The sequence below is a fragment of the Pantoea sp. ARC270 genome, from assembly GCF_003236725.1.
GTDB classification, from domain to species: domain Bacteria; phylum Pseudomonadota; class Gammaproteobacteria; order Enterobacterales; family Enterobacteriaceae; genus Pantoea; species Pantoea anthophila.
The window spans coordinates 56,126-81,200 of record NZ_PUGA01000011.1 but is presented as its reverse complement, the minus strand read 5'-3'; the positions used below and the strand labels follow the sequence as shown (position 1 = coordinate 81,200).

Sequence of the window (25,075 nt, the reverse complement as noted above, 5' to 3'; positions counted from 1 at the left end):
GTGTATTACGTAATAACATAATCTGAGCGTCACGTAGAAATAATATGAAATAAGCATCCACATTATGAAATATAAAAGCAATCGCCCTTACGCTTCTATAAATTCAAAAAAATCATCGGAAAAGGTTGAATAAAAAGGCAGGGAAATGGGCAATATTACTGAATAATAATTTTGATGAGGGGAAAACGGTCAACCTCATTCCGTGCAAATGAACAATCGGGGCGAAATAAGGGCGAATTTTTGTCAGGGAAATTCAGGTTGCGTCAATCTTTGTCAGCAGGATGGCACCCTGTGATGCCATCCGTTTGCAGAGTCAGAAACGCGAAAGGCGGAACGGAGAGAGATCAAAGGAAAAGGGTTTCTGCTGCGCAAATTCCGCGGCCAGTTCGCCCAGCACGCTGGCAAATTTAAAGCCGTGTCCGCTGAGTCCGGTTATCAGCAGGCGATTGGGTTCACCCGGCAGCGTATCAATAATAAAATCTTCATCCGGGCTGAAGTCGTAGCTGCACGCTTCACCATGCAGACAGACACCGACGCCCGGTAAGAACTGGCGCAGGAAGCCAAAAGCTTCACTGCCATCTGCCGCCACGGCACCGAAGGGTTTACGATCTTCAGGCTGCTGCATCGGCTGTCCGCCATCGTGACGACCCACTTTCAGAGCGTTATTGTCGGCCGGGAAGCCATAGAACTGGCTGCCGTCACGCATCTCGACGGTAAAGCCCGGGAACCTGTTGTTCTCGCTGTAGCGACCATCAGCCTGATACCAGGCAAACACCTTACGGGTAGGGGCAACCGGCAGATTCGGGATGAGTTTTCCGACCCAGGTACCGGCGCTGACCACCATTTTACGGCCGCGATAGACACCATCCAGCGTTGTAACCTGCTGAAGGTCGCCATCCCTTCCCAGTTCTGAGACCGGGCAGTTGAACAGCTGGGCACAGCCTGCCTGTTCCGCCAGCTGAACCCAGCTGCGCACCGCCTGTTCACATTTCAGGAAGCCCGACTGCGGCTCAAATACGCCCAGGTAGCCCTCTGGTACGTTAATCTGTGGCCAGCGTTGACGCACTTCCCCGGGCTGCATCACCTCAATGTTAAGCTCCCAGCGGCTTGCGCTGTCGATAACGTTGCGGATAAAAGGGGAGTCGTGAGGGGCGAGGTTAAGTACGCCGCTGCGATGCATAATGCGCTCACCGGCTCGCTGTTCCAGTTCATCCCACAGCGTCTGCGCCCGCAGCACCAGCGGCACATAACGTTCACCTTCGCCGTAGGCGTGACGAATCAGACGGCTCTCGCCATGATGCGTGCCCTGATTGTGAGGAGGGTGGGCACTGTCGATCATTAATACCGAGAGGCCTGCCTGGGTGGCATAGTAGCCAGCCGCCGCACCTACTGAGCCGCTGCCAACGACGATAAGATCATAAATCATGGTAACTACGCTCTAAGAGTCAGATAATCAACAGCATACCGAAACAGAAACGAAAAAGGCACCCCTGAGGGTGCCCCTTTGATGTGGCAGAAACTAATGCTTACTGAGGAGTCGTTCCATCTGCTCGGCGGATTCAATCTTGGCGATGCCTGCTTCAAGGATCGAGATGAACTGCCTTGCCACATCCGTTGTCAGCCAGTAGGTGGGGCCAACATCCGCTTCTTCTTCTTTTTGATCCTGCGACGACAGCGAGTGCAGGCGGATCATCATGGCGTCATAGCTATCAACGGTACTGATATCCCAGCCCACCAGCGGGTGAGTCTGAATAACGTCTTTTCTTCTGTCCATTATAACCTCCTTATTACTCGTTAAACGAAGTGCATGATGAGGTTCAATGCGGCTTTTTTATTCCGATAGCGAAACAATTATAACAGTAAACCCGGGTGTCACTGTTTAAAAAATGCCGTGAGTCAGCTTCTCACAGAATATTCGCTTTTAACAGGCAGGAGTCAAAAAATAAAATGCCTGGCAGGCAGGCATTTTTTTTACGATTCAGTGGGCAGGCCAAAAAGCGGGGCAGGCCGCCGGTTCAGAGCGCCGGGCTGTCTGGTACGATGCCGCCGACGCGTTTCTGCAGGGATTCTGCCAGACGGGCAAAATGTTGCTGAAGCTGTTCATCATGGTTTTGATTCTGGGCTTCCAGCGACAGATTGTGCACCAGCAGCTGGCTGGCACGATCGTCAAGACAGAAAATCAGACTGGAAAAGGCATTTTCCAGCACCGTTAAACGACGCTGCTGATCACCAATCAGTGCTAACAACTCACCAAAGGTCATCGCCTCTTCCGGTTTATCAGTAGTCATGGTGTCGCACCTCCTGTTATGCGTGACGAGCGCAAGGATAGGGCATTGATCAGTAAGAGTCTAGATGCAGGAAGAGGGAAGTGCGAGAGGGGAGAAAAGATAAAAAAACCGGGTGGCGACACCCGGAAAAAAAGCACAGTGGCGGTTAATCAGTAATGAACCAGTCGTCAGCACTCTCCCACGTCTGTTGCAGGATTTCGCTGATCTGGTCGCGCGTCTCTTTTCCACCGCCCAGCACGCTGAGATTGTTGGCACTGGCATAACGTACCTTGACGTGATTGGTCGAGTCAGGGAACTGTTCGTCAATGCGGCGCGACAGCTCATCGCTTAACGCCTCTATCGCGCCAGCAGGAAGAGGTCGGGTATTTGATACGGTAATTTCAACACGCATAGCAGCCTCCGGATAAGATACTGTATATATTTACAGTATCCATCCGCCGGAGGCAAGCAAAATTATGCAACGCGCCAGTTGAGCGTTTCGCCCGCGAGGAAAGGAATCAGAGCGTCACTGCCCAGCGAGATGGACGCCGGCACCTGCCAGGGCTCACGCACCAGGGTAATTGTGCCTTCATTCAGCGGCAGGCCATAGAAACGCGGGCCGTTTTCAGAACAGAACGCTTCGAAATGCTCAAGCGCATTCAGCTCTTCAAACACGGTCGCGTAGGCCGCCAGCGAGGTCGGCGCATTAAATACGCCCGCGCAGCCACAGGCAGACTCTTTAAGATGCTGCAGATGCGGAGCGGTGTCGGTGCCGAGGAAGAAACGCGGATGACCGCTGGCCACGACCCTGCGCAGCGCGTCCTGATGCACATTGCGCTTGAGAATCGGCAGGCAGTAAAGATGCGGGCGAATTCCGCCCACCAGCATGTGGTTGCGGTTAAACATCAGGTGCTGCGGCGTAATGGTCGCGCCCAGCGTCTCATCGGCAGCAGCGACATAATCCGCGGCATCCTGGGTGGTGATGTGCTCCATCACCACTTTCAGCCCCGGAAACTGACTGCGCAGCGGCACCATCACGGTGTCAATGAAGCGGGCTTCACGATCAAAAATGTCGATATGGGCATCGGTGACTTCGCCATGAACCAGCAGCGGCATACCCAGCTGCTGCATCCGCTCCAGCACGCGGGCGATGGAGGCGATATTGGTGACGCCGTGGCTGGAGTTGGTGGTGGCATGGGCCGGATAGAGCTTGGCGGCGGTAAACAGACCGGATGTGAAGCCACGCTCAAGCTCATCCGGATCCAGTGAGTCAGTGAGATAACAGGTCATCAGCGGCGTAAAGGCGTGATCGGCGGGCAGCGCGGCCAGGATGCGGTCGCGGTACGCTTCTCCAGCCGCCACGCTGGTCACCGGCGGCACCAGGTTAGGCATCACGATGGCACGACCATTAACCGCGCTGGTGTAGGGCAGGACCGTTTTAAGCATCTCATCGTCACGCAGATGAATGTGCCAGTCGTCAGGGCGACGCAGGGTAAGTTGCTGAGGTTGTGCTGTCATCAGTGAAGCTCCGGCAGAAAGGAAACAGAAGGCATGTTTTGGCCGGGGTCTAAGCATAAGGATTCAGGCAACCGTTTGCACCTGCTTTTTCTGCTGACAGTAAAAATCCGCGCCGGATGGCGCGGCATTCGGGATTACTGCGTGAAGGGGATAACCAGTTCGCCCGGTCTGACTTCCAGTCCTTTGGCAAATTTTTTCGCCAGTGACTCACCTTTACTGCGGTCAGCGCTGAGACGGTACGCCGGGTTTTGATCGAAATAGCTCTTCAGCGACTGATTCAGATAAGGCGTCAGGGTTTTCATGATGGCAGCCATTTTCTCCGGCGCCACCTGTGCGTCGGTTATCTCCAGATCGCGCAGAAAGATCGCCCCCTGCTGTGGGTCATAGACGGGCTGTGCGCGCATCGTCAGCTGCATGTCAGCCTGCTGCGGGCCGAACAGAGAGGTGACGTTAATTTTTGCATTGCCGGAGAGCGACACTTTGCCAGGTTCTGCGCGGCCGATCTGGCTGGTGAGATTATTCAGGACAATATGCGCATTGACCAGACCGGACACGCCAATGTCTTTCTCGTAGTTGTTATGCTTTTGCAGCGCCTGATTCACTTCCTGTTCGCTGATGGTGTACTGGGTCAGTTTATTGCAGCCGCTCACCAGCAGCACAAACATCAGGGCAGTCAGCCCGAAAAATACCTTTTTCATCGTTCTATATCCTGGATAACAAAGTCAGTTAACAGGATATAGCGTGCCTGAATGCGTGAGAGGTGTCATCAGAAAAGGGATGAGAAACACCGCGGCGTCTCTCATCCGGGCGGGATTACTGCGCAATAGAAGAGAGCAGATTGACCTGGGTCTGTTTGGCCATATTGTCGCGATAGTCAGCGACCCGTGCTGGCCAGTCGATGCCCGGAACCAGCGTCAGGGAGCGCAGCAGCGGGAAGAGACTGAAATCATCTTCCGACAGCTCGCCGTTAACCGCATTAGGCTGGACGATCAGGCCGTCCAGTTTGCGCAGATCGCCGCTGACTTTTTTAATCAGTCCGGCCGAATGCGTTTTCAGCTCCTCGAAATCACCGATGCTGGCCTGCTTTTTCGCGCGGAAATAGTCACGTGCCACCGGGGTGGCAAACTCCGCAAAAGGGGCCTCGGCAATACGCGGCAGCAGCAGCTTATTCACGTAGCTGTTCATGTGACGCAGCCAGTCGCCAATAGCCGGATTGAGCGCACCGGTAATCAGCGGTTTGCCATCCTGCTGGTCGACATAGTGCACAATCTCCATGCTTTCCGGCATCGCGCTGCCATCCTTCTTCTGCAGGACAGGCGCCATTTTCTGGCCAATCAGTCGCTGAGGCGTCTCTTCATCGTCATTGAGCATGACCACCAGCTCAACCGGCAAATTCTTCAGACCAAAAATCATGCGCGCTTTCACACAGAAGGGGCAGTGGTCGTAGATATAGAGCTTCATCCTGATCTCCCTCGTTTACAGGTTAATGTTTAACAGAGTGAATCATTTCATCCTGTTCCGGGCGCCTGAAAAGTATGGAAGAGATTCCCCCTCCCGGCAAACCAGCCCGACAGATGGCCGGGCTGAACGGGCGTTGATGACGCCTGAGCAGGGGCGTCTGCGCGGTGATAACACAACAAAATCAACCTCTTTACGGCAAAAAATCCGTAATGTTTTACCGCAGCCCAGGCGGCGGTTATAGTGAAAGCCAGATAATGACGGCTTTCACTCTCAGCCATTGATTTCAGGAGTCAGGATGTTTGGCTATCGTTCTGCCGCGCCCAGGGTGCGCTTAACCACCGATCGGCTGGTGGTCCGTCTGGTTCACGAACGTGATGCCTGGCGAATGGCAGATTACTACGCGGAAAACCGCCTGTTTTTAAAACCGTGGGAGCCGGTGCGCGATGACAGTCACTGCTATCCCTCCGGCTGGCAGGCGCGGCTGGGGCTGATCGCCGACATGCATAAGCAGGGCTCGGCCTTCTATTTTATTCTGATGGACAGCGAAGAAACCGAAGTGCGCGGCGTAGCCAACTTCAGCAACGTACTGCGCGGTTCCTTTCACGCCTGTTATCTTGGCTATTCGCTGGGCGAAAAGTGGCAGGGACAGGGGCTGATGTTTGAAGCGCTACAGTCTGCTATCCGCTACATGCAGCGTCAGCAGCATATTCACCGCATCATGGCGAACTACATGCCGCACAACCAGCGCAGCGGCGACCTGCTGGCGCGCCTCGGTTTTGAGAAAGAGGGATATGCGAAAGACTATCTGCTGATTGACGGACGCTGGCAGGATCACGTGCTGACAGCATTAACCCAGCGGGAATGGACGCCTGATCGGCGTGGACAATAATGAGGACGCAAGCATGAAGATGGCTTTATCGGCGCAGGCGCTGCGCGTGCTGGGCTGCCTGCTGGAGAAGCAGGTCACCACGCCGGAACAGTATCCGCTGTCACTGAATGGAGTCGTGGTGGCCTGTAACCAGAAATCAAACCGTGAGCCGGTGATGGAGCTGAGTGAAAGCGCGGTGCAGGATGAACTCGATCAGCTGGTGAAGCGGCATCTGGTTACCGCCAGCAGCGCGTCCGGTCAGCGGGTCGTGAAATATGAGCAGCGTTTCTGTAACTCCGCCTTTGGCACGCTGAAGCTGAACAGCGCCGAAGTTGCCGTGCTGACGTTACTGATGCTGCGCGGTCCGCAGACGCCAGGCGAACTGCGCACCCGCAGCGGCCGTCTTCATGAGTTCAGTGACGTCAGCGAAACAGAACAGACGCTGGAAGGCCTGATGCAGCGTGACGACAGCGCCCGGGTAATCCGCCTGGCGCGCGAGCCGGGCAAGCGCGAAAGCCGCTTTATGCATCTGCTGGCCGGGGAGAGCGACACGCCACTGGCCGCCGATGAGCCGGAAGAGCAGGGCGATCTGGCGAGGCGTGTGGCCACCCTGGAACAGCAGGTCGCCCGGCTTCAGGCTCAGCTCACTCAACTGCTGCAGCCGGAGCATTAAGATGACTTTACGTATTGGTGTGGTGGGACTCGGCGGTATCGCACAGAAAGCCTGGCTGCCGGTGTTGTCGGCGGCGACGGACTGGACGCTGGTGGGGGCATTTTCACCGAATCAGGCCAAAGCCCGGCCACTCTGCGACAGTTACCGTATGGACTGTTTCAGTTCCCTGAATGCGCTAGCCGCGGCCTGCGACGCCGTTTTTGTCCACAGCAGCACCGCCACGCACTATGAGGTGGTGAAGGCGCTGCTGCTGGCCGGAAAAGATGTCTGCGTCGATAAGCCGCTGGCGGAAACTCTGGATCAGGCTGAGGCGCTGGTGGCGCTGGCGGAGAAACAGCAGCGTAAGCTGATGGTCGCCTTTAATCGCCGCTTCGCCCCGCGCTATCAGCAGCTGCGGGCGGAGATGGGACACGTCGCTTCCCTGCGGATTGAAAAGCACCGCAGTGACAGCGTCGGGCCTCAGGATCTCCGCTTTACCTTGCTCGATGACTACCTGCACGTCGTCGACACCGCACTCTGGCTCGGCGGCAAGCCTGTTCAGCATGTTCAGGGGCGCATTGACACCAACGAACAGGGACAGATGCTCTACGCTGAGCACCACTTCGCCCTGGAGGGCCTGTCAATCACCACCAGCATGCATCGGCGCGCAGGCAGTCAGCGTGAGCGGGTCAGTGCGACAGGCGACGGTAAATGTATCGACATCAGTGAGATGCGCGACTGGCAGGAAGAGCGGCACGACGGCGTGCTGATCGCTCCGCCTGCCGCCTGGCAGAGCCATCTGACCCAGCGCGGGTTCAGCGGGGCCGCACGCCATTTTATCGACTGCGTGCAGAATCAGACGACGCCTGAAACCAGCGGTGAACAAGCGCTGATGGCGCAGCGTGTGGTGGAAAACCTCTGGCGTAGTGCCATTCTGGAATAACGCCTTGTAACACTCCGTGCTGGTCATTTCCCTCCGTGGCAGTAGACTGTCGCCGGGCATCTTTCAGGTGCCCGCGCGACTTCTCCTTTTTACTGATTTTTTCAGGATGCGCCGTCAATTATGAATCTTTTGAAATCGCTGGCAGCGGTCAGTTCCATGACCCTGTTTTCCCGCGTTCTGGGCTTTGCCCGTGATGCCATCGTGGCGCGGGTGTTTGGCGCCGGAATGGCGACCGATGCGTTTTTTGTTGCGTTTAAACTGCCGAATCTGCTGAGGCGTATTTTTGCCGAAGGCGCGTTTTCCCAGGCATTTGTGCCCATTCTCGCAGAATATAAAAGCAAGCAGGGTGAGGAGGCGACACGTCTGTTCCTCTCGTATGTCTCAGGCCTGCTGACACTAGCGCTGGCGCTGGTGACCTTCGCGGGGATGCTCGCTGCGCCCTGGGTGATCATGATTACCGCACCGGGCTTCAGCGACCATGCGGATAAATTTGCCCTGACCAGTTCCCTGCTGCGGGTGACCTTTCCCTACATTATGCTGATCTCGCTGGCGTCGCTGGCGGGTGCGGTGCTGAACACCTGGAACCGCTTCTCGGTGCCAGCTTTTGCGCCGACCCTGCTGAACGTCAGCATGATCAGCTTCGCCCTGTTCGCCGCGCCGCATTTCCATCCGCCGGTGATGGCGCTCGCCTGGGCGGTCGTTGTGGGCGGGGTGCTGCAGCTCGGCTATCAGCTGCCACACCTGAAGAAGCTGGGAATGCTGGTGCTGCCACGCATCAATCTGCGTGACGCAGGCGTCTGGCGCGTGATGCGTCAGATGGGTCCGGCAATTCTTGGCGTTTCGGTCAGTCAGATCTCGCTGATCATCAATACCATCTTCGCCTCGTTCCTGGTGTCGGGTTCCGTCTCCTGGATGTACTACGCCGATCGCCTGATGGAGTTCCCCTCCGGCGTACTGGGCGTGGCGCTGGGTACCATTCTGCTGCCGTCGCTGGCCAAAAGTTTTTCCAGCGGCAATCACGATGAGTATTCCCGGCTGATGGACTGGGGACTGCGCCTCTGCTTCCTGCTGGCGCTGCCCTGCGCTGTGGCGCTGGGGATGCTCTCCGGCCCGCTCACCGTGGCGCTGTTCCAGTACGGCAAATTCACGGCCTTCGATGCGCTGATGACGCAGCGTGCGCTGATCGCCTACTCTGTAGGCCTGATGGGCCTGATTGTGGTCAAGGTGCTGGCACCCGGCTTCTATTCACGGCAGGACATCAAAACCCCGGTTAAAATCGCGATTATCACGCTGATCATGACGCAGGTGATGAACCTGGCCTTCATCGGCCCGCTGAAACATGCCGGTCTCTCTCTGTCGATTGGGCTGGCGGCCTGTCTGAATGCCTCGCTGCTCTACTGGCAGCTGCGCAAGAAGCAGATCTTTATGCCTCAGCCGGGCTGGAGCAGCTTTCTGGTGCGTCTGCTGATCGCCGTGGCGGTGATGGCCGGGGCGCTGTTTGCCATGCTGCAATGGATGCCCGCCTGGGAGCAGGGCTCGATGCTGTGGCGACTGCTGCGTCTGGCGCTGGTCTGTGCAGTGGGGGGGGGAAGTTACTTCCTGGCGCTGGCGCTGCTGGGATTCCGGCTGCGCGACTATGCGCGCCGCACCGCTGCCTGACGCGGTTCCTCTTCTGCCATAAAAAAATCCCGCATCAGGCGGGAATTTTTTTGCTACTTTTCTGCTCAGGCTTTACGGCTTAGCGTGGCCTGGCCTTTACCCATCCCATCCGGTCCATAGAACGCCTGGGTCTGATGCGGCTTCAGCACCTCCAGGGCATCCTGGGTGTAGCGAATCTGATGCTGCAGCAGCATGCCGTTATGCACATTGGCATCCTGCAGACGACGGCTATGCTGCTGGATGACGTCCCAGCGGCGTGCCATGTCGTTCTGACCACGATAAGGTGCCGACACGGACTGACTCTTTTCAGCGGTGCGTCGCATCTCATCCAGATAGTTCAGCGTGCTGAGCAGCGCGCTTTTATCTTCAGTGATGCGCTGCAGCAGGTTGCTGTTAATGTTGCCGCTTGCCAGCTGCTGCTGCTCTTCTTCCAGCACCGCAGAAAGCGATGCCAGCACGTCCTGCATCTTATCTAATGTGGTCTGCAAATTACTCATGGTAACTAATTACCCTCTAAATACGCCTTAGTATCGGCAATCAGCGCATCGGCGATTTTGCCGGTATCCATCTTCAGTTCGCCATTACGAATGGCGGTTTTCAGTTGTTCAACGCGCTCGACGTTGATGTCTTTGCTGCTCGGCTGCATCAGCTGAGACTGCGCGCTGCTCAGATTGACCTGAGCGGCCGCCGCCGGCGCTGCCGCCGGGCTGGCACTCTGACGCACTTTGCTGCTGCCTGGCTCGCTGGTATCGCGGCTCTGTACGGTGCTGGCGGGTTTCAGAGGTTGCGTTCTGTCAATGCTCATATTCGGGCTCCTGTACGGTCAGGGGAAGTCTGCCACCTGAATCATAATAGCGTTATCGCTTTGTTGATTCTTCTATCGGCAGCATGATGGGCTTCTTTAACACTTTACAGCGTTATAAGAATATTCCCATCCTCGCGCACCTTACCGCTGACAATCTGACCATTCCCCATCCTGACGCGAACCCACTGTGAACGGGTGGCGTTGTTCAGCGCCTTGCCCTCACCACTGGCGTCAAAGCCGTCGCCGCTGGCTATCACCATCACACTCTGACCCGCCTTAACCCGCCACGGCTGACGCAGCATGGCGGGGTTGATCGGCTGTCCCGGTGGGATATCACGCAGGACGACCGCATCGGCCACCGAGTCGCTGTTCAGCAGGGCGCGTGCGGGCAGGGTATCCAGACGCCCCGTCTGCAGCGTGAAGTCGCTTTCGCTGACGCTGCTGCCCCGGCTCAGCAGCCGGTTCGCCACCAGATAGGTCCCGGTCACCTGGACCTGGACCTGGAGATAACGGCGGTTTTCACCGCAGTTGGCCGCCACGCTCATGTTGCCCCACAACCGGCTGTTGCCGGGCAGGGTGAACTGGGGCGCCTCACAGGTGGGCCACTGCGCCTGCGGCGTGCGAATCACCACCGTCATGCCCGGAGCATGCTGGGCGTCACGCGCTTTAAAAAACTGGTTCAATTGTGCATTGAGATCTCCCGCAGAAGCCGGCAGGGCGATCGCGACCAGCAGGCTGGTCAGCAGGGTCAGATATCGACGCATAGTGCAATTCCTCACTGATGATGGCAACGAGTGTAACCGTTAAGAAAAATCCTCAATTGTCAAAATAGCGGTCATTTGAGGCCTTATTCAGACGATGACCCCTTGCTTTTTCAAATTAAGCTGCCAGCTCGAAATTCTCATACGCGGAGGAAACATGCTCGACAAACTGGATGCGGCGCTGAAATTTGGTACGGAGGCCCTCAACCTGCGTGCTCAACGTCAGGAGATCCTGGCGTCAAATATTGCCAACGCCGATACCCCTGGTTATCAGGCCCGGGATATCGACTTTGCCAGCGAGCTGAGTCGGGTGATGTCCAATGGCCGTGCGGAAGGCAGCAGCATGGCGTTGAAGGTCACTTCAGCTCGCCACATTGAAGCACAGACAAACGGCGTACCCTCGATGGACATGCTTTATCGCATTCCCGATCAGCCTTCTGCCGACGGCAACACCGTAGATATGGACCGTGAGCGTACGCAGTTCGCGGATAACAGCCTGAAATATCAAACCGACCTCACCCTCATCAGCAGCCAGATCAAAGGCATGATGAGCGTGTTACAAGGGCAATAATTATGGCCTTGCTGAATATTTTTGACATTGCCGGTTCAGCGATGACCGCGCAATCACAGCGATTAAACGTCAGTGCCAGTAACCTGGCGAACGCCGACAGCGTCACCGGTCCCGATGGCAAGCCTTACGTGGCAAAGCAGGTGGTCTTCCAGACCGATGCGGCGCCCGGCTCAGCGACCGGCGGGGTGAAAGTCGCCCGGGTTGTCGAGGATCCGACGCCAGCGAAACTGGTTTATGACCCGGGCAACCCGATGGCCGATGCCAAAGGCTACGTGAAGATGCCGAACGTGGATGTGGTCTCCGAAAGCGTCAACACCATGTCGGCGTCACGCAGCTACCAGGCCAACGTGGAAGTGCTGAACACCGTGAAGTCGATGATGATGAAAACCCTGACGATTGGGCAATAACGGAGAAAAACCATGGCTATCGCGGTAGGCGTTAATGAAAAACTGGATCCGTCGGTTCTCAGCTCCTCCAGCACCGGCACCGGCAACAATGCGCAGGATCTGCAGAACCAGTTCCTGACCATGCTGGTCACCCAGTTACAGAACCAGGATCCCACCAATCCGATGGATAACAGCCAGCTCACCACGCAGCTGGCACAGATCAATACCCTGAGCGGGATTGAAAAACTGAACACCACGCTGGGATCGATCTCCGGCCAGATCAGCACCAGCCAGTCGCTGCAGAGCTCCACGCTGATTGGGCATGGCGTGATGGTCAACGGCAGCCAGATTCTGGTCGGCAACGGCACCACAACGCCTTTTGGTGTTGAGCTCGGCTCCGCCTCGACCGGCGCCACTGCCACCATTAAAGATGCCAGTGGCGCGGTGATCGACACCGTCGATCTGGGCGCGCTGAGCGCTGGCGTGCACACCTTCTCGTGGGACGGCAAGCTGACGGATGGTTCAGTGGCCCCGGATGGTAAATACAGCGTTGCGATTGCTGCAAGCAATGGCAACACACAACTGGTGGCACAACCGCTGAACTACGCCTACGTCAATGGGGTGAGTACCGCGAACGACACCACCAAACTGGATCTCGGCACCATGGGCTCCGCCACCCTTGACGACGTACGTCAGATTCTCTGATTAACCTGTAGACAGGAGACACACACATGTCATTTTCCCAAGCGGTCAGCGGCCTTGGCGCTGCCTCTAGTAACCTTGATGTCATCGGTAACAACATCGCCAACTCCGCCACCGCGGGCTTTAAATCCAGCACCATCGCGTTTGCCGATATGTTTGCCGGTTCTAACGTCGGCCTCGGCACGAAAGTGGCGGCCGTGATCCAGAACTTCAACGACGGTGCGACTACCACCACCAGCCGTGGCCTGGATGTGGCGCTGAGCGGTAACGGTTTCTTCCGCATGACCGACAACAGCGGCGGCGTGTTCTACTCACGTAATGGTCAGTTCACCCTTGATGCCAACCGTAATCTGGTTAACACCCAGGGCCTGAACGTGACCGGCTATCCGGCCAGCGGTTCACCGGCCACCATCCAGTCGGGTGCAAACCCGGTGGCGATCCGTATTCCGACCGAGCAGATGCCAGCCCGCGCCACCACCACGGCCGGACTGATTGCCAACCTGAACTCAACGGACACCACGCCATCTGTGACCACCTTCTCGACGGCGAACGCAGACAGCTACAACAAGAAAACCACGGCAACCGTGTTCGACTCGCAGGGTAATGACCATGCGCTCGACATGTACTTCGTGAAAGACACCACCAGCAACAGCTGGACCGTTCATACCATCGACGGTAACACCGGCAGCTCGGCGGGCGACTTCCGCATGACGTTTGATACCAGCGGTAAGCTGACAGGCGTCTCTAAGCTGGATGCAAACGGTGCGGTAGTGAGCACCACCAACGACGGTACCGTTGGCCTGACGCTGAACGTGGGCGGCGCCAATGGCGCGGTCGCGAACCAGCCGATCACCCTGAGCATGCTGGGCAGTCTGCAGCAGAACACCGGCGCCACCACTTTTGGCAGCCCGACACAGGATGGTTATGCACCTGGCGATCTGACCAGCTACGCCATCAATGATGACGGCACCATCACCGGCACCTACTCCAACAAGAAAACCCAGCTGCTGGGTCAGATTGTGCTGGCGAGCTTCTCTAACCCGGAAGGTCTGCAGTCACAGGGCGACAACGTCTGGTCTGCGTCAGGCGCATCCGGTCAGGCAGCAATCGGTCTGGCTAATACCGGAACCTTTGGTTCTCTGACGGCGGGCGCCCTGGAGTCCTCAAACGTCGATATGAGTAAAGAGCTGGTGAACATGATCGTGGCGCAGCGTAACTATCAGGCGAACGCGCAGACCATCAAAACTCAGGACCAGATTCTCAACACGCTGGTTAACTTACGTTAATTCGCTAACAGGATTGCCATATGGATCACGCGATATATACCGCGATGGGCGCGGCCAGCCAGACGCTGGATCAGCAGGCGGTCACCGCCAGCAACCTCGCCAACGCCTCAACACCAGGCTTTCGTGCGCAGCTCAATGCGCTGCGCGCGGTGCCGGTGAATGGCTGGTCACTGCCAACCCGTACGCTGGTCGCCGCCTCCACACCCGGCGCCGACATGAGCCAGGGCGCGATGGATTACACCGAGCGTCCACTCGATGTGGCGGTGCAGCAGGAGGGCTGGCTGGCGGTGCGTACCGCTGACGGCAGCGAAGCTTATACCCGCAACGGCAATATGCAGATCAGCCCGAACGGCACGCTGACGGTTCAGGGCAATCCTGTGATGGGCGACGGCGGTCCGATTGTGATCCCGCAGGGCACCGAAATCACAATCGCGGCTGACGGCTCCATCACCGGCCTGAATGCCGGTGACTCGCCTAACGCCACAGTTCAGCTGGGTAAGCTGAAGCTGGTCAGGGCCACCGGCCAGGAGCTGCAGCGCAGTGATGACGGGATGTTCCGTCCCACAGCTGCGACACAGGCAACCCGCGGTGCGGCGCTGCAGGCTGACGCCACCATGCAGGTAATGCCTGGCGTGCTGGAAGGCAGCAACGTCAAACCGGTGGAAACCATGGTCGATATGATCGCCAACGCCCGACGTTTTGAGATGCAGATGAAAGTCATCACTAACGTCGACGAAAATGAACAAAAAGCCAATCAGCTCCTGAACATGAGCTAAGGCGCGAGGATAACAACATGATTCGTTCTTTATGGATCGCTAAGACCGGTCTTGATGCGCAGCAGATGAACATGGACGTCATTGCCAACAACCTGGCTAACGTCAGCACCAATGGCTTTAAGCGTTCGCGTGCCGTGTTCGAAGATCTGATGTACCAGACCATGCGTCAGCCGGGCACGCAGTCGTCCGAACAGACGACGCTGCCCTCCGGTCTGCAGATCGGCACCGGTGTCCGTCCGGTCACCACCGAGCGTCTGCACACCCAGGGCAACCTGTCACAGACCAGTAATTCAAAAGATATTGCCATTAACGGCCAGGGCTATTTTCAGATTCAGATGCCGGATGGCACCTCTGCTTACACCCGTGACGGCGCGTTTCAGGTGGATCAGAACGGCCAGCTGGTGACCAACTCCGGTTTCCCGGTGCAGCCCGGCATTACCATTCCGGCTAACGCCACCAGCATCACGGTTTCGCGTGACGGTGTGGTCAGCGTGACGCAGCAGGGCCAGGCCCAGGCTGCGCAGGTGGGTCAGCTAACCCTGAGCACCTTCATGAACGATGCCGGTCTCGATAGTGTGGGTGAAAACCTCTACAAGGAAACTCAGGCATCGGGCGCACCGACTGACAGCACCCCAGGCCAGAACGGCGCGGGTCTGCTCTATCAGGGCTATACCGAAACCTCAAACGTTAACGTGGCGGAAGAGCTGGTCACCATGATTCAGACGCAGCGCGCTTACGAAATCAACAGCAAGGCGATCAGTACCTCTGATCAGATGCTGGCGAAATTAACGCAGATTTAATCCCGAACAGGGCCAGCCCATGCTGGCCTGAATGACAGACATTAATAAGGTCGTGACGCCGTGGCGAAGCAACAGATTCTCAAGCCTGGACATTGGTTAGTCGCCTCGCTGCTGCTAACTCTTAACGGTTGTGCCCTGGTCCCCCGGACCCCGCTGGTCGAAGGCGCAACCACAGCACAGCCGATGCCGTCCGCGCCACCGGTGGTAAACGGCTCCATTTTCCAGGGCGTCGCGCCGCTTAACTACGGCTACCAGCCGCTGTTTGAAGACCGCCGTCCACGCAACATTGGCGATACCCTGACCATCACGCTGCAGGAAAACGTCAGTGCCAGCAAAAGCTCTTCCGCCAATGCCAGCCGCGATGGCAGCAACAGCTTTGGCCTGAACGCCGTGCCGACCGGTCTGGCGGGCCTGGTGGGTGCCGGCGGCGAAAAAGCCAATATCAGCGCGGAAGGCAAAAACGATTTCGCCGGGAAAGGGGGCGCATCTGCCAACAACACCTTTACCGGCACCATTACCGTCACGGTGGATCAGGTGTTGTCGAACGGCAACCTGCACGTGGTCGGTGAAAAACAGATCGCCATTAATCAGGGCACGGAGTTCATTCGCTTCTCAGGTGTAGTCAACCCACGCACCATCAGCGCCAGCAACGCCGTGTTATCTACCGCTGTCGCCGATGCACGTATTGAGTACGTCGGAAATGGCTATATCAATGAGGCGCAGACCATGGGTTGGTTACAGCGCTTCTTCCTGAACATCTCGCCGATGTAAGAGGTTTCAATGAAAAAGTTAACGCTGTTGCGCGCCGGGCTGGCGCTGCTGCTGGGCGTCAGCCTGCTGGCAAAAGCCGATTTAATTCGTGACTTAACCACCATCCAGGGGGTTCGCGAAAACCAGTTACTGGGCTATGGCCTGGTTGTGGGTCTCGATGGTACCGGTGACCAGACGACCCAGACGCCGTTTACCACTCAGACCGTCAGCAACATGCTGTCACAGCTGGGGATTACCGTGCCCGCAGGCACCAACATGCAGCTGAAAAACGTGGCGGCGGTTATGGTCACCGCAAAACTGCCCGCGTTTGCCCGTCAGGGACAGAACCTGGATGTGGTGGTCTCTTCACTGGGTAACGCCAAAAGCCTGCGCGGCGGCACGCTGTTAATGACGCCGCTGAAAGGGGTCGATAACCAGGTCTATGCGCTGGCGCAGGGAAATATCCTCGTGGGCGGTGCAGGCGCATCGGCAGGCGGCAGCAGTGTTCAGGTTAACCAGCTTAACGGCGGCCGGATTACCGGCGGGGCCACGGTAGAGCGTGAACTGCAGAGCAACTTTGGTTCGCAGAACACCATTAACCTGCAGCTGAACAACGAAGACTTCTCCATGGCGCAGCGAATTGCTGATGCGATTAACGCGCGTGGGGGATATGGCTCGGCTCAGCCGCTGGATGCGCGTACCGTGCAGATCCGCGTCTCACCAAACAATGGCGCGCAGGTGCGTCTGCTGGCCGATATCCAGAACATTAACGTCTCGATTCCGGTTGAAGATGCCAAAGTGATCATCAACTCCCGTACCGGCTCGGTGGTGATGAACCGCGAAGTGACGCTGAATCAGTGTGCGGTGGCGCAGGGCAACCTCTCTGTGACGGTCAACCAGCAGCAGAACGTCAGCCAGCCTGATACCCCGCTGGCCGGTGGTCAGACGGTGGCCACAACGCAGACCCAGATCGATCTGCGTCAGAGCGGCGGTGCGCTGCAACGCGTCAACGCCAGCGCCAACCTGAACAACGTGGTGCGTGCGCTGAATGCGCTGGGCGCGTCACCTATCGAGCTGATGTCGATTCTGCAGTCAATGCAGAGTGCCGGCTGTCTGCGTGCCAAACTGGAAATTATCTGATGGCTGATATGCAATCTGTGATGAGTGCGGCTTACGACAGCCGCTCCCTGAATGAACTGAAACACCAGGCCAGCAACGACCCGAAAGGGCATGCGTTGCAGGTGGCGCGTCAGGTCGAAGGGATGTTTGTACAGATGATGCTGAAGAGTATGCGCGAGGCGTTGCCGCAGGACGGCATTATGAGCAACGAACAGACCAAACTCTTCACCTCTATGTATGACCAGCAGATTGCGCAGGAGATGGGGAAACGCGGGCTTGGCCTGGCGGAAACCATCGTCAAACAGATGCAGCCCGCTGTCGCGCCGGATGAGAAAGCCGGAACGGTGCCGATGAAGCTGGATAACAGCTTCATCCTCAGCACCAGCGGGGCGACGCCGATGCCGGCGCAGCAGCTGGAGCAGATGGTGCGTAAAGCTATGCCGCGTCTGCCTGCCGCTTCGCCAACCGGCCTGCCCAGCGACAGCCGCGAGTTCATCGCGCAGCTGACGCAGCCCGCGCAGGCGGCCAGTCAGCAGAGTGGTATCCCTCATCACCTGATTCTGGCGCAGGCGGCGCTGGAGTCGGGCTGGGGCCAGCGTCAGATCCTGACCCGCGACGGTAAACCGAGCTACAACGTCTTCGGCATCAAAGCGAGTGGCGACTGGAAGGGTGACACCACCGACATCATGACCACCGAATATGAGCAGGGCGAAGCGAAAAAAGTCCGGGCCAGCTTCCGGGTCTATAACTCCTATTTCGAGGCGCTGACCGACTACGTCCGGCTCCTGACGAAAAACCCACGCTATGCGGCGGTCACTACCGCATCCAGTGCAGAGCAGGGCGCGCAGGCGCTGCAGGCGGCGGGCTATGCCACCGATCCTAAATATGCGCAGAAGCTGGTGGGAATGATTCAGCAATTCAAAAGCATGGGCGACAAAGTCGTTAAAGCGTACAGCCAGGATATTGGCGACCTGTTCTGATCATTGCGCCTCAAGTTTCACTTAAGCAAGCCGATAACATCACCATAAGCCAGATGCGTTTTCGCCCGCTGGCGTTCATTCAGATCTCTGCCAGCCCGGTTGACGGGGGAACGTAAGGAACCGAGATGTCCAGCATAATTAACTCCGCGATGAGCGGATTGAGTGCCGCACAGGCCGCCCTGAGCACCACCAGTAATAACATCACGAACTACACCGTGGCGGGCTACTCCCGTCAGACAACGGTGCTGGCGCAGGCAAACAGTACCCTGCAGGGCAACAGCTATTACGGCAACGGCGTAAAAATCTCCGGTGTACAGCGCGAGTATGATGCTTTCATCGCAACGCAGTTGCGCGGTGCCAGTGCCAGCTACAGTGCTGTCGATCTCCAGCATAGCCAGATCTCTAACATTGACGATCTGCTGTCGACCTCGACCACCAGTCTCTCCACCTCCCTGCAGGGCTTCTTTACCAACCTGCAGAACGTGGTCAGCAACGCCAACGATCCCTCGGCGCGTCAGTCTATGCTCAGTAACGCTCAGGGGCTGGTCAGCCAGTTTCAGACCACGGCGCAGTATCTGAACAACATGCAGAACAGCGTCAATTCTGATGTCGCCTCCAGCGTGAAACAGATCAACACCTACAGCTCGCAGATTGCCGACCTCAACCAGCAGATTGCCAAACTGACAAACGGCAACGGTGCCGAACCTAACGATCTGCTGGATAAACGCGATCAGCTGGTTAACGAGCTGAATAACGTGGTTGGCGTCACGGTTTCGCAGCAGGATGGCAATTACACCGTATCCATGGCCAACGGCCTGACGCTGGTGAACGGCTACAAATCCAGCGATCTGGTGGCGATGAACTCCAGCAGCGATCCGACACGCACCACCATCGGCTATGTCGACAAACAGGCGGGCAACGTCGAGATCCCGGAAAAGCTGATCACCACCGGATCGCTGGGCGGTCTGCTGGCATTCCGCTCTCAGGATCTCGATCTGGCACAGAATCAGCTCGGACAGCTGGCGGCGGCCTTTACCACCAGCTTTAACGACGTGCACAAGCAGGGCTTTGACAGCAACGGCGACCAGGGTGTCGATTTCTTTAACATCGGCACTCCGCTGGTGGTCAGCAACAGCAAAAACAGCACCGCTGCGTCTGTCACCGCCGAATGGACCGATACCAGCGCGCTGAAAGCCTCTAACTACACCGTCAGCTATGACGGCACTAAATGGACTGCCACCCGTGCTTCAGACAGCACGGCGGTCACCATTGCGCAGGGAACCGACGCCAGTGGCAACACGACGCTGAGCTTTGATGGTCTGAAACTGACCGTCGCGGCCACCCCGGCACCTGCCGCAAAAGACAGTTTCCTGGTGAAGCCGGTTCAGAACGTCATTAACGACATGTCCGTAGCGATTACCAGTGAATCCCAGGTAGCCGCGGCGAGCGCCGTGGGCGGCGAAAGTGATAACCGCAATGCGCAGAAGCTGCTGAACCTGCAGGATGTGAAGCTGGTGGGCGGAAATGCCACGCTGTCGCAGGCTTATGCGAGCATCGTCAGCACCGTGGGTAACAAAACCAGCTCGCTGGAAACGACCAGCACCACCCAGAAAAGCGTGGTCAGTCAGCTGACCGATCGCCAGCAGTCGGTCTCTGGCGTAAACCTCGATGAGGAGTACGCCAACCTGACTAAATACCAGCAATATTACATGGCTAATGCGCAGGTGCTGCAGACGGCCAGCACCGTGTTTAACGCATTGATCAATATTCGCTAAGGGCAGGAGATAACATGCGAATCAGTACAAATATGATTTTTGACCAGCAGGTGCGCGGCATTACCGACTCGCAGGCCTCCTGGCTGAAAGTGGGTGAGCAGCTCTCCAGCGGTCGCCGTGTAACGAATCCCTCGGATGACCCGATTGCGGCGTCACGCGCGGTGGTGCTGTCACAGACCCAGCAGAAGGGAAGTCAGTATGCGCTGGCGCGTACCTTTGCTGAGCAGGGGCTCTCCCTGGAAGAGAATGCGCTGAAAGGCGTGACCAGCAGTATTCAGAGCGCACAGACGCTGATCATCAACGGTTCAACCGGTACGCTGAGCGACGATGACCGTGGCTCGATCGCCACCCAGCTGGAGGGGATCCGTGCTCAGTTGCTGAACCAGGCAAACAGCCAGGATGCCAACGGACGCTACATCTTTGCCGGTTATAAAACCGACAGCGCACCTTTTGTTGATGGTGCCGGAACCGGCGTCAGCTACGCGGGCGGCACAGAAGCCATCACCCAGAAGGTCGATACCAGCCGTACCATGACCGTGGCGCACACCGGTGATGATGTCTTTATGTCTATCACCAGCAACGCAACCAAAGAGCCGGATGGCAGCGCCAGCGAAACCAACCTGTTTAAGATGCTGGATAGCGCGATTGCCGCACTGAAAGTGCCGCAGAATGATGCTGACGCCGCAACCAAAAAGACCTTCCAGGACGCCATGGATAAAACCAACCGCGGCCTGGGTAATGCGCTGAATAATGTTTTAACCGTGCGTGCTGAGATTGGTACCCAGCTGTCTGAAATCGATACGCTGAATGCGCAGGGTGATGACCGCGACGTGATCTATAACTCCCAGATGAGTGACCTGGTGAATGTGGATTACACCGAGGCCGCTTCCAGCTACACCATGCAGCAGACGGCACTACAGGCTTCTTATAAGACCTTTACCGACATGTCGAAGATGTCACTGTTCAAACTGAACTCGTAATCTGACCTGAAAATTTGAGCGTACTTTAACCGGATACGCTTAGTTTTTCCCACTCTCCCCCTCAGGGAGGGTGGGATTTTTTTTGCCTGTGATTCAGCGACTGGTAGAGCAGGGGGACAGAATGGCAGCCATAAAAAAACCCCGGCTAAGGCCGGGGTTCAGATGACAACTGCTGAGAGATTACGGCTTGGTTGCCGGGGCTGTTGCCTGATGCGTGGCGCTGTGACCGCCTGCCGAACCGCGACCGTCGAACTGATACGGTGAACGTACCCAGTCACTGTGCGGAGCCGGTTCTGACTGCCAGGCTGGCGCCGGGGCTTTGGTCATTGGCGCAGAGGCGAAGTGCTTCCAGCGCGTGCCGTCATTGGCTACCGCATCAGCAGCAGGCGCGGCTGCTACCGGCTCGGCTGCGGTCACGGGAGCTGCAGGCGCAACATCGCGCGCGGCAACCGGTGCGTGAGGTTCCTGAACCGGCGCCGTGTCAGCATCGGCTGCGACCGGAGCCTTCAGAACCTCTTCAACCTCGGCGGCAATCGCTTCGCTGACATCAACGGCAGCGTGCTCAGCAACGTCAGCTGGCTGTGCGGCATCCGCAGAGGTCGCAACCGGGGTTTCCGTGACCGGTTCAGCAGGAACGGCTTCAGCCGCGACCACTTCTGCTTTTGCTTCATCTGCAGCAGGAACCACAGAAGGCTGCTGATCAACCGGTGCTTCAATAGCACGGGTGTCGTCAGTGTTCACCACCGGCACGGGCGTTTCTGCCAGTGGCTCGGCCTGCTGTACTGCGGCGTCAGCCTGCTGAACTGGCGCATCGGCTTGCGGCGCAGCCTGCTCTGCAGAGACATCTGCCTGTACTGCGGATTCAGCCGCAGCCGCAGCCGCGACCGGCAGCGTAGTGGCTTCTGCGCTCTCTTCAGGGCTGTACGCCGGTGTCTCATGCGTCACATTCTGAACCTGCTCTTCGCTGGCCTGGCTTACCGGGTAGCGAACCCAGACTTTACCGGACGCCATCTCAGGCGAGGCTGCTGCCGCAGCCAGAGGCATTGCTGACTGCGTCGGATAACGCTCATCACGGTAACGACGACGACGTTGTCCGCTGACGCGCAGATGACGCGGTGAACGACGTGAGCGACGCGGCATATTCGCACCGTCGCGGTTCTCGTTGTCATCCTGATCGTCAGTCTGAGGGCTCTGCAGTTCGGGCTGCGGCTGAGCAACGTCGGCCGGCTGAGGCTGACGCACTTCGGCAGGCTGCGCATTGTCGCTGGCATCCGCTGCCACAGGCTGACGGTTGTCGTCAACGCGGACCTTCTGGTTCAGCTGGCGCGGCTTACGACGCGGCATAACCTGAACGCGTTCCTCTTCCTGTGCGTCAGTCGCTTCCGACGCATCTGCCACGGCTGACTGCTCAGCGGCTTTGGCGGCTTCTTCACCCGCGCGCTTCTCTTCCTGACGACGACGCTGACGTTCTGCACGCTGTTCACGGCGCTGCTGCTGCTGCTCTTCACGCTGCTGACGCGCTTCTTCGCTCAGTGCCGGACGCTCTTCGCGAGCCTCGCCAGACTGAGACTGACGCTTGTTGCGGCGATTATCGTTGCCATCACGCGGCTCGCGGCTTTCGCGTGGCTCACGGCTCTCACGCGGTTCACGTGGCTCGCGACTTTCACGCGGTTCACGGCCTTCGCGTGACTGTGCATTGTCACCGTTACGCGGCGTGCGTTCACGACGATTGTTGTTGCGACGGTTGTTGTTGTTACGACGCTCGCCGCCACGGGAGGAACTCTGCTCCTGCTCACTTTCTGCGGCTTTCTGCGGTTCAGCAACGGCAGCGGTCTCAGGCTTAGCAGCAGGGGCTTCTTCGCCCGCGAACATTTTTTTCAGGCCACCCAGCAGGCGTCCGAAGAAACCGGTGCTGACGGTCGCTGACGGTGCCACTGCCGGCGCGCCTTTTGCTGCGGGCTTGCTTTCGGTACGCTTCGCTTCAGGGGCGACTTCAACCGGGGCCGGCGGCGCATCAGGCATCACAAAGGCGGCCAGAGCTGGCTGCTCAGGACGACGACGCTCAGAGTGCTCCTCATCCGACGGCATTGCCATCTCGGCTTCATGCAGCTTCGGCAGGTGATAACTCAGGGTCTGCGTCTCTTCGCCTTTACGCACGCGCAGCACGGAGTAGTGTGGGGTCTGCATCTTGTCATCAGGAACGATGATCGCCCGCACGCCGCCCTGGCGTTTTTCAATCGCGTTGACCGCTTCACGTTTTTCGTTCAGCAGGTAAGAGGCCACCTGAACCGGAACAATCGCGTGCACTTCTTTGGTGTTGTCTTTCAGCGCTTCTTCTTCAATCAGACGCAGAATCGACAGCGCCAGCGACTCGTTATCACGAATGGTGCCGGTGCCGCTGCAGCGCGGGCAGACGTGATGGCTGGACTCGCCCAGTGACGGGCTCAGGCGCTGACGTGACATCTCCAGCAGGCCAAAACGTGAAATGTGGCTGATCTGAATACGGGCACGATCCTGACGGACCGCTTCACGCAGCCGATTCTCGACGGCGCGCTGATGGCGAACCGGAGTCATATCGATGTAATCGATAACGATCAGCCCGCCCAGGTCGCGCAGACGCAGCTGTCGGGCAATCTCATCGGCCGCTTCCAGGTTGGTGTTAAACGCCGTCTCTTCGATGTCACCGCCGCGTGTCGCACGGGCTGAGTTGATATCGATAGCGGTCAGCGCTTCCGTGCTGTCGATGACGATGGAGCCACCGGACGGCAGGCGAACTTCGCGCTGGAACGCGGATTCAATTTGCGATTCGATCTGATAGTGGCTGAACAGCGGGATTTCACCGGTGTAGAGCTTGATTTTGCTGCTGAAGTCCGGACGGCCCAGCGCAGCGATGTGCTGACGCGCCAGCTCCAGGACTTTCGGGTTATCGATAAGGATTTCACCGATGTCCTGACGCAGGTAGTCGCGGAAGGCACGCACAATCACGTTGCTTTCCTGATGGATCAGGAAGGGCGCCGGACGGCTCTCTGCGGCTTTTTTGATCGCATCCCAGTGCTTAAGACGGAAACTTAAATCCCACTGCAGCGATTCGGCAGATTTGCCGACGCCTGCGGTACGGACGATCAGGCCCATACCTTCCGGCAGTTCCAGCGCAGACAGGGCTTCTTTCAGCTCGGTACGGTCGTCACCTTCAATGCGGCGGGAGATACCGCCTGCACGCGGGTTGTTCGGCATCAGCACCAGATAACTGCCCGCCAGCGAGATAAAGGTGGTCAGCGCCGCGCCTTTGTTGCCGCGCTCTTCTTTATCGATCTGAACAATGACTTCCTGACCTTCACGCAGCACATCTTTAATGTTGGGACGGCCATGCGCGTTGTAGCTGGAGGGGAAGTATTCGCGGGAAATTTCTTTTAACGGGAGGAAACCGTGACGCTCTGCGCCGTAGTCGACAAACGCAGCTTCAAGGCTGGGTTCAATGCGAGTGATTTTACCTTTGTAGATGTTGGCTTTTTTCTGTTCGTGTCCGGGGCTTTCGATATCCAGGTCGTACAGACGCTGACCGTCAACCAGGGCAACGCGCAACTCTTCCTGCTGAGTTGCGTTTATTAACATTCTTTTCATCGTGACTTACTCGTTATTCTTTCATGAGTGATTACAGCTGCGGGCATAGTTACCCTGGACGAGTATCAACCGATGGCCCCGTGACTTAGTGCAATGTCGTCAACCTCACGGCTGTCGACCGCGCGAGGGGCGCAAATAACGTCGGTGGCCTGTTTTTCATAAGGGAAAACAGCACCAGATAGTGGAAATGCCTGAGACAATTAAAAAACCCGTGCATCCCATACTGTTGTCCAGGCCGCAACCCGCAGCCCGCTAAGTGCCTGATTTCGCATTACGTCTTACGCCATTGCTGCGTGTCTGCTCAATCCGGCAAAATGACAATTTCGCTCTTTTTCTGCCCTGAAATGCTTCAGGTAAGAAACTCAAGCATTATTCCACTGCTAACCTTCATATAG

26 protein-coding genes are annotated in these 25,075 nt (G+C 57.5%); 15 read left to right on the top strand and 11 right to left on the bottom strand.

The annotated features are described in order from the left end of the window. Window positions 1-313 precede the first annotated feature (313 nt). From solA to grxB, 7 genes are all read right to left on the bottom strand, one after another. Complete coding sequence (solA, locus tag CKF42_RS08040; protein WP_111207938.1) at window positions 314-1,426, bottom strand: N-methyl-L-tryptophan oxidase; 1,113 nt, start codon at window positions 1,424-1,426, stop codon at window positions 314-316. A gap of 93 nt (window positions 1,427-1,519) precedes the next feature. After that, window positions 1,520-1,774 (bottom strand): biofilm formation regulator BssS, encoded by a 255-nt coding sequence (gene bssS / locus CKF42_RS08035; protein ID WP_009090905.1) that lies wholly within the window; start codon window positions 1,772-1,774, stop codon window positions 1,520-1,522. Between the two features lie 241 nt (window positions 1,775-2,015). Further along, complete coding sequence (locus tag CKF42_RS08030) at window positions 2,016-2,288, bottom strand: hypothetical protein (RefSeq protein WP_009090903.1); 273 nt, start codon at window positions 2,286-2,288, stop codon at window positions 2,016-2,018. Window positions 2,289-2,433: 145 nt separating this feature from the next. After that, window positions 2,434-2,679, bottom strand: coding sequence for a DNA damage-inducible protein I (gene dinI, locus CKF42_RS08025; protein ID WP_003849907.1), 246 nt, complete (start codon window positions 2,677-2,679; stop codon window positions 2,434-2,436). A gap of 62 nt (window positions 2,680-2,741) precedes the next feature. Beyond that, window positions 2,742-3,785 carry a dihydroorotase gene (gene pyrC, locus CKF42_RS08020; protein WP_009090901.1) on the bottom strand — a complete coding sequence of 348 codons (1,044 nt, stop codon included), beginning with the start codon at window positions 3,783-3,785 and terminating at the stop codon, window positions 2,742-2,744. Window positions 3,786-3,919: 134 nt separating this feature from the next. After that, on the bottom strand, window positions 3,920-4,483 hold the full coding sequence (locus CKF42_RS08015) for a lipoprotein (RefSeq protein ID WP_009090899.1): 564 nt from the start codon (window positions 4,481-4,483) through the stop codon (window positions 3,920-3,922). 115 nt (window positions 4,484-4,598) lie between these two features. After that, window positions 4,599-5,246 carry a glutaredoxin 2 gene (grxB, locus tag CKF42_RS08010; protein WP_111207937.1) on the bottom strand — a complete coding sequence of 216 codons (648 nt, stop codon included), beginning with the start codon at window positions 5,244-5,246 and terminating at the stop codon, window positions 4,599-4,601. 295 nt (window positions 5,247-5,541) lie between these two features. Here grxB and rimJ point away from each other — a divergent pair, with 295 nt between their 5' ends. From rimJ to murJ, 4 genes are all read left to right on the top strand, one after another. Further along, on the top strand, window positions 5,542-6,135 hold the full coding sequence (rimJ, locus tag CKF42_RS08005) for a ribosomal protein S5-alanine N-acetyltransferase (protein ID WP_009090895.1): 594 nt from the start codon (window positions 5,542-5,544) through the stop codon (window positions 6,133-6,135). Window positions 6,136-6,148: 13 nt separating this feature from the next. After that, on the top strand, window positions 6,149-6,787 hold the full coding sequence (locus tag CKF42_RS08000) for a YceH family protein (protein ID WP_009090893.1): 639 nt from the start codon (window positions 6,149-6,151) through the stop codon (window positions 6,785-6,787). Between the two features lies 1 nt (window position 6,788). Then, complete coding sequence (locus CKF42_RS07995; RefSeq protein WP_009090891.1) at window positions 6,789-7,709, top strand: Gfo/Idh/MocA family protein; 921 nt, start codon at window positions 6,789-6,791, stop codon at window positions 7,707-7,709. A gap of 120 nt (window positions 7,710-7,829) precedes the next feature. After that, window positions 7,830-9,368 carry a murein biosynthesis integral membrane protein MurJ gene (gene murJ, locus CKF42_RS07990; protein WP_009090890.1) on the top strand — a complete coding sequence of 513 codons (1,539 nt, stop codon included), beginning with the start codon at window positions 7,830-7,832 and terminating at the stop codon, window positions 9,366-9,368. A gap of 65 nt (window positions 9,369-9,433) precedes the next feature. Here murJ and flgN read toward each other — a convergent pair whose 3' ends face one another. The 3 genes from flgN to flgA all read right to left on the bottom strand — a co-directional run bounded on the left by flgN (window position 9,434) and on the right by flgA (window position 10,937). Then, window positions 9,434-9,865, bottom strand: coding sequence for a flagellar export chaperone FlgN (gene flgN / locus CKF42_RS07985; protein WP_009090889.1), 432 nt, complete (start codon window positions 9,863-9,865; stop codon window positions 9,434-9,436). A gap of 5 nt (window positions 9,866-9,870) precedes the next feature. Continuing rightward, a complete protein-coding gene (gene flgM, locus CKF42_RS07980; RefSeq protein WP_009090886.1) occupies window positions 9,871-10,173 on the bottom strand; it encodes a flagellar biosynthesis anti-sigma factor FlgM in 303 nt (100 codons plus the stop codon). Window positions 10,174-10,277: 104 nt separating this feature from the next. Then, window positions 10,278-10,937: a flagellar basal body P-ring formation chaperone FlgA gene (gene flgA / locus CKF42_RS07975; RefSeq protein WP_111207936.1), complete on the bottom strand. Its 660-nt coding sequence runs from the start codon at window positions 10,935-10,937 to the stop codon at window positions 10,278-10,280. Between the two features lie 154 nt (window positions 10,938-11,091). On the opposite strand from flgA, the gene flgB reads away from it, so the two are divergent. The 11 genes from flgB (at window position 11,092) to flgL (ending at window position 21,059) form a co-directional block, all read left to right on the top strand. Next, window positions 11,092-11,505 (top strand): flagellar basal body rod protein FlgB, encoded by a 414-nt coding sequence (gene flgB / locus CKF42_RS07970; protein WP_009090882.1) that lies wholly within the window; start codon window positions 11,092-11,094, stop codon window positions 11,503-11,505. Between the two features lie 2 nt (window positions 11,506-11,507). Next, window positions 11,508-11,912 carry a flagellar basal body rod protein FlgC gene (flgC, locus tag CKF42_RS07965; RefSeq protein WP_009090881.1) on the top strand — a complete coding sequence of 135 codons (405 nt, stop codon included), beginning with the start codon at window positions 11,508-11,510 and terminating at the stop codon, window positions 11,910-11,912. 12 nt (window positions 11,913-11,924) lie between these two features. Then, complete coding sequence (flgD, locus tag CKF42_RS07960) at window positions 11,925-12,596, top strand: flagellar hook assembly protein FlgD (protein ID WP_009090880.1); 672 nt, start codon at window positions 11,925-11,927, stop codon at window positions 12,594-12,596. Between the two features lie 26 nt (window positions 12,597-12,622). After that, window positions 12,623-13,879 carry a flagellar hook protein FlgE gene (flgE, locus tag CKF42_RS07955; protein ID WP_009090879.1) on the top strand — a complete coding sequence of 419 codons (1,257 nt, stop codon included), beginning with the start codon at window positions 12,623-12,625 and terminating at the stop codon, window positions 13,877-13,879. A 20-nt stretch (window positions 13,880-13,899) separates the two neighbouring features. Beyond that, entirely contained in the window at window positions 13,900-14,655 is a 756-nt protein-coding gene (locus CKF42_RS07950; RefSeq protein WP_111207935.1) for a flagellar basal body rod protein FlgF, read from the top strand. A 17-nt stretch (window positions 14,656-14,672) separates the two neighbouring features. Next, complete coding sequence (gene flgG / locus CKF42_RS07945) at window positions 14,673-15,455, top strand: flagellar basal-body rod protein FlgG (RefSeq protein ID WP_009090877.1); 783 nt, start codon at window positions 14,673-14,675, stop codon at window positions 15,453-15,455. 60 nt (window positions 15,456-15,515) lie between these two features. Beyond that, window positions 15,516-16,226 (top strand): flagellar basal body L-ring protein FlgH, encoded by a 711-nt coding sequence (locus CKF42_RS07940; protein WP_033736336.1) that lies wholly within the window; start codon window positions 15,516-15,518, stop codon window positions 16,224-16,226. 9 nt (window positions 16,227-16,235) lie between these two features. Next, window positions 16,236-17,345 (top strand): flagellar basal body P-ring protein FlgI, encoded by a 1,110-nt coding sequence (locus CKF42_RS07935; RefSeq protein WP_009090875.1) that lies wholly within the window; start codon window positions 16,236-16,238, stop codon window positions 17,343-17,345. Then, window positions 17,345-18,304, top strand: coding sequence for a flagellar assembly peptidoglycan hydrolase FlgJ (flgJ, locus tag CKF42_RS07930; protein WP_009090874.1), 960 nt, complete (start codon window positions 17,345-17,347; stop codon window positions 18,302-18,304). The genes CKF42_RS07935 and flgJ overlap by 1 nt, the downstream gene beginning before the upstream one ends. Window positions 18,305-18,429: 125 nt before the next feature. Continuing rightward, complete coding sequence (gene flgK / locus CKF42_RS07925) at window positions 18,430-20,079, top strand: flagellar hook-associated protein FlgK (RefSeq protein WP_058957504.1); 1,650 nt, start codon at window positions 18,430-18,432, stop codon at window positions 20,077-20,079. A 14-nt stretch (window positions 20,080-20,093) separates the two neighbouring features. Further along, window positions 20,094-21,059: a flagellar hook-associated protein FlgL gene (gene flgL, locus CKF42_RS07920; RefSeq protein WP_111207934.1), complete on the top strand. Its 966-nt coding sequence runs from the start codon at window positions 20,094-20,096 to the stop codon at window positions 21,057-21,059. Window positions 21,060-21,239: 180 nt separating this feature from the next. Here the strand turns inward: flgL and rne are convergent, their stop codons facing one another. Beyond that, window positions 21,240-24,680 carry a ribonuclease E gene (rne, locus tag CKF42_RS07915; RefSeq protein ID WP_111207933.1) on the bottom strand — a complete coding sequence of 1,147 codons (3,441 nt, stop codon included), beginning with the start codon at window positions 24,678-24,680 and terminating at the stop codon, window positions 21,240-21,242. Between the last annotated feature and the right edge of the window lie 395 nt (window positions 24,681-25,075).

Coding starts and splice junctions, on each gene's coding strand:
- solA (WP_111207938.1), bottom strand. CDS start 1,426: ATGATTTATGATCTTATCGTCGTTGGCAGCGGCTCAGTAGGTGCGGCG.
- bssS (WP_009090905.1), bottom strand. CDS start 1,774: ATGGACAGAAGAAAAGACGTTATTCAGACTCACCCGCTGGTGGGCTGG.
- CKF42_RS08030 (WP_009090903.1), bottom strand. CDS start 2,288: ATGACTACTGATAAACCGGAAGAGGCGATGACCTTTGGTGAGTTGTTA.
- dinI (WP_003849907.1), bottom strand. CDS start 2,679: ATGCGTGTTGAAATTACCGTATCAAATACCCGACCTCTTCCTGCTGGC.
- pyrC (WP_009090901.1), bottom strand. CDS start 3,785: ATGACAGCACAACCTCAGCAACTTACCCTGCGTCGCCCTGACGACTGG.
- CKF42_RS08015 (WP_009090899.1), bottom strand. CDS start 4,483: ATGAAAAAGGTATTTTTCGGGCTGACTGCCCTGATGTTTGTGCTGCTG.
- grxB (WP_111207937.1), bottom strand. CDS start 5,246: ATGAAGCTCTATATCTACGACCACTGCCCCTTCTGTGTGAAAGCGCGC.
- rimJ (WP_009090895.1), top strand. CDS start 5,542: ATGTTTGGCTATCGTTCTGCCGCGCCCAGGGTGCGCTTAACCACCGAT.
- CKF42_RS08000 (WP_009090893.1), top strand. CDS start 6,149: ATGAAGATGGCTTTATCGGCGCAGGCGCTGCGCGTGCTGGGCTGCCTG.
- CKF42_RS07995 (WP_009090891.1), top strand. CDS start 6,789: ATGACTTTACGTATTGGTGTGGTGGGACTCGGCGGTATCGCACAGAAA.
- murJ (WP_009090890.1), top strand. CDS start 7,830: ATGAATCTTTTGAAATCGCTGGCAGCGGTCAGTTCCATGACCCTGTTT.
- flgN (WP_009090889.1), bottom strand. CDS start 9,865: ATGAGTAATTTGCAGACCACATTAGATAAGATGCAGGACGTGCTGGCA.
- flgM (WP_009090886.1), bottom strand. CDS start 10,173: ATGAGCATTGACAGAACGCAACCTCTGAAACCCGCCAGCACCGTACAG.
- flgA (WP_111207936.1), bottom strand. CDS start 10,937: ATGCGTCGATATCTGACCCTGCTGACCAGCCTGCTGGTCGCGATCGCC.
- flgB (WP_009090882.1), top strand. CDS start 11,092: ATGCTCGACAAACTGGATGCGGCGCTGAAATTTGGTACGGAGGCCCTC.
- flgC (WP_009090881.1), top strand. CDS start 11,508: ATGGCCTTGCTGAATATTTTTGACATTGCCGGTTCAGCGATGACCGCG.
- flgD (WP_009090880.1), top strand. CDS start 11,925: ATGGCTATCGCGGTAGGCGTTAATGAAAAACTGGATCCGTCGGTTCTC.
- flgE (WP_009090879.1), top strand. CDS start 12,623: ATGTCATTTTCCCAAGCGGTCAGCGGCCTTGGCGCTGCCTCTAGTAAC.
- CKF42_RS07950 (WP_111207935.1), top strand. CDS start 13,900: ATGGATCACGCGATATATACCGCGATGGGCGCGGCCAGCCAGACGCTG.
- flgG (WP_009090877.1), top strand. CDS start 14,673: ATGATTCGTTCTTTATGGATCGCTAAGACCGGTCTTGATGCGCAGCAG.
- CKF42_RS07935 (WP_009090875.1), top strand. CDS start 16,236: ATGAAAAAGTTAACGCTGTTGCGCGCCGGGCTGGCGCTGCTGCTGGGC.
- flgJ (WP_009090874.1), top strand. CDS start 17,345: ATGGCTGATATGCAATCTGTGATGAGTGCGGCTTACGACAGCCGCTCC.
- flgK (WP_058957504.1), top strand. CDS start 18,430: ATGTCCAGCATAATTAACTCCGCGATGAGCGGATTGAGTGCCGCACAG.
- flgL (WP_111207934.1), top strand. CDS start 20,094: ATGCGAATCAGTACAAATATGATTTTTGACCAGCAGGTGCGCGGCATT.
- rne (WP_111207933.1), bottom strand. CDS start 24,680: ATGAAAAGAATGTTAATAAACGCAACTCAGCAGGAAGAGTTGCGCGTT.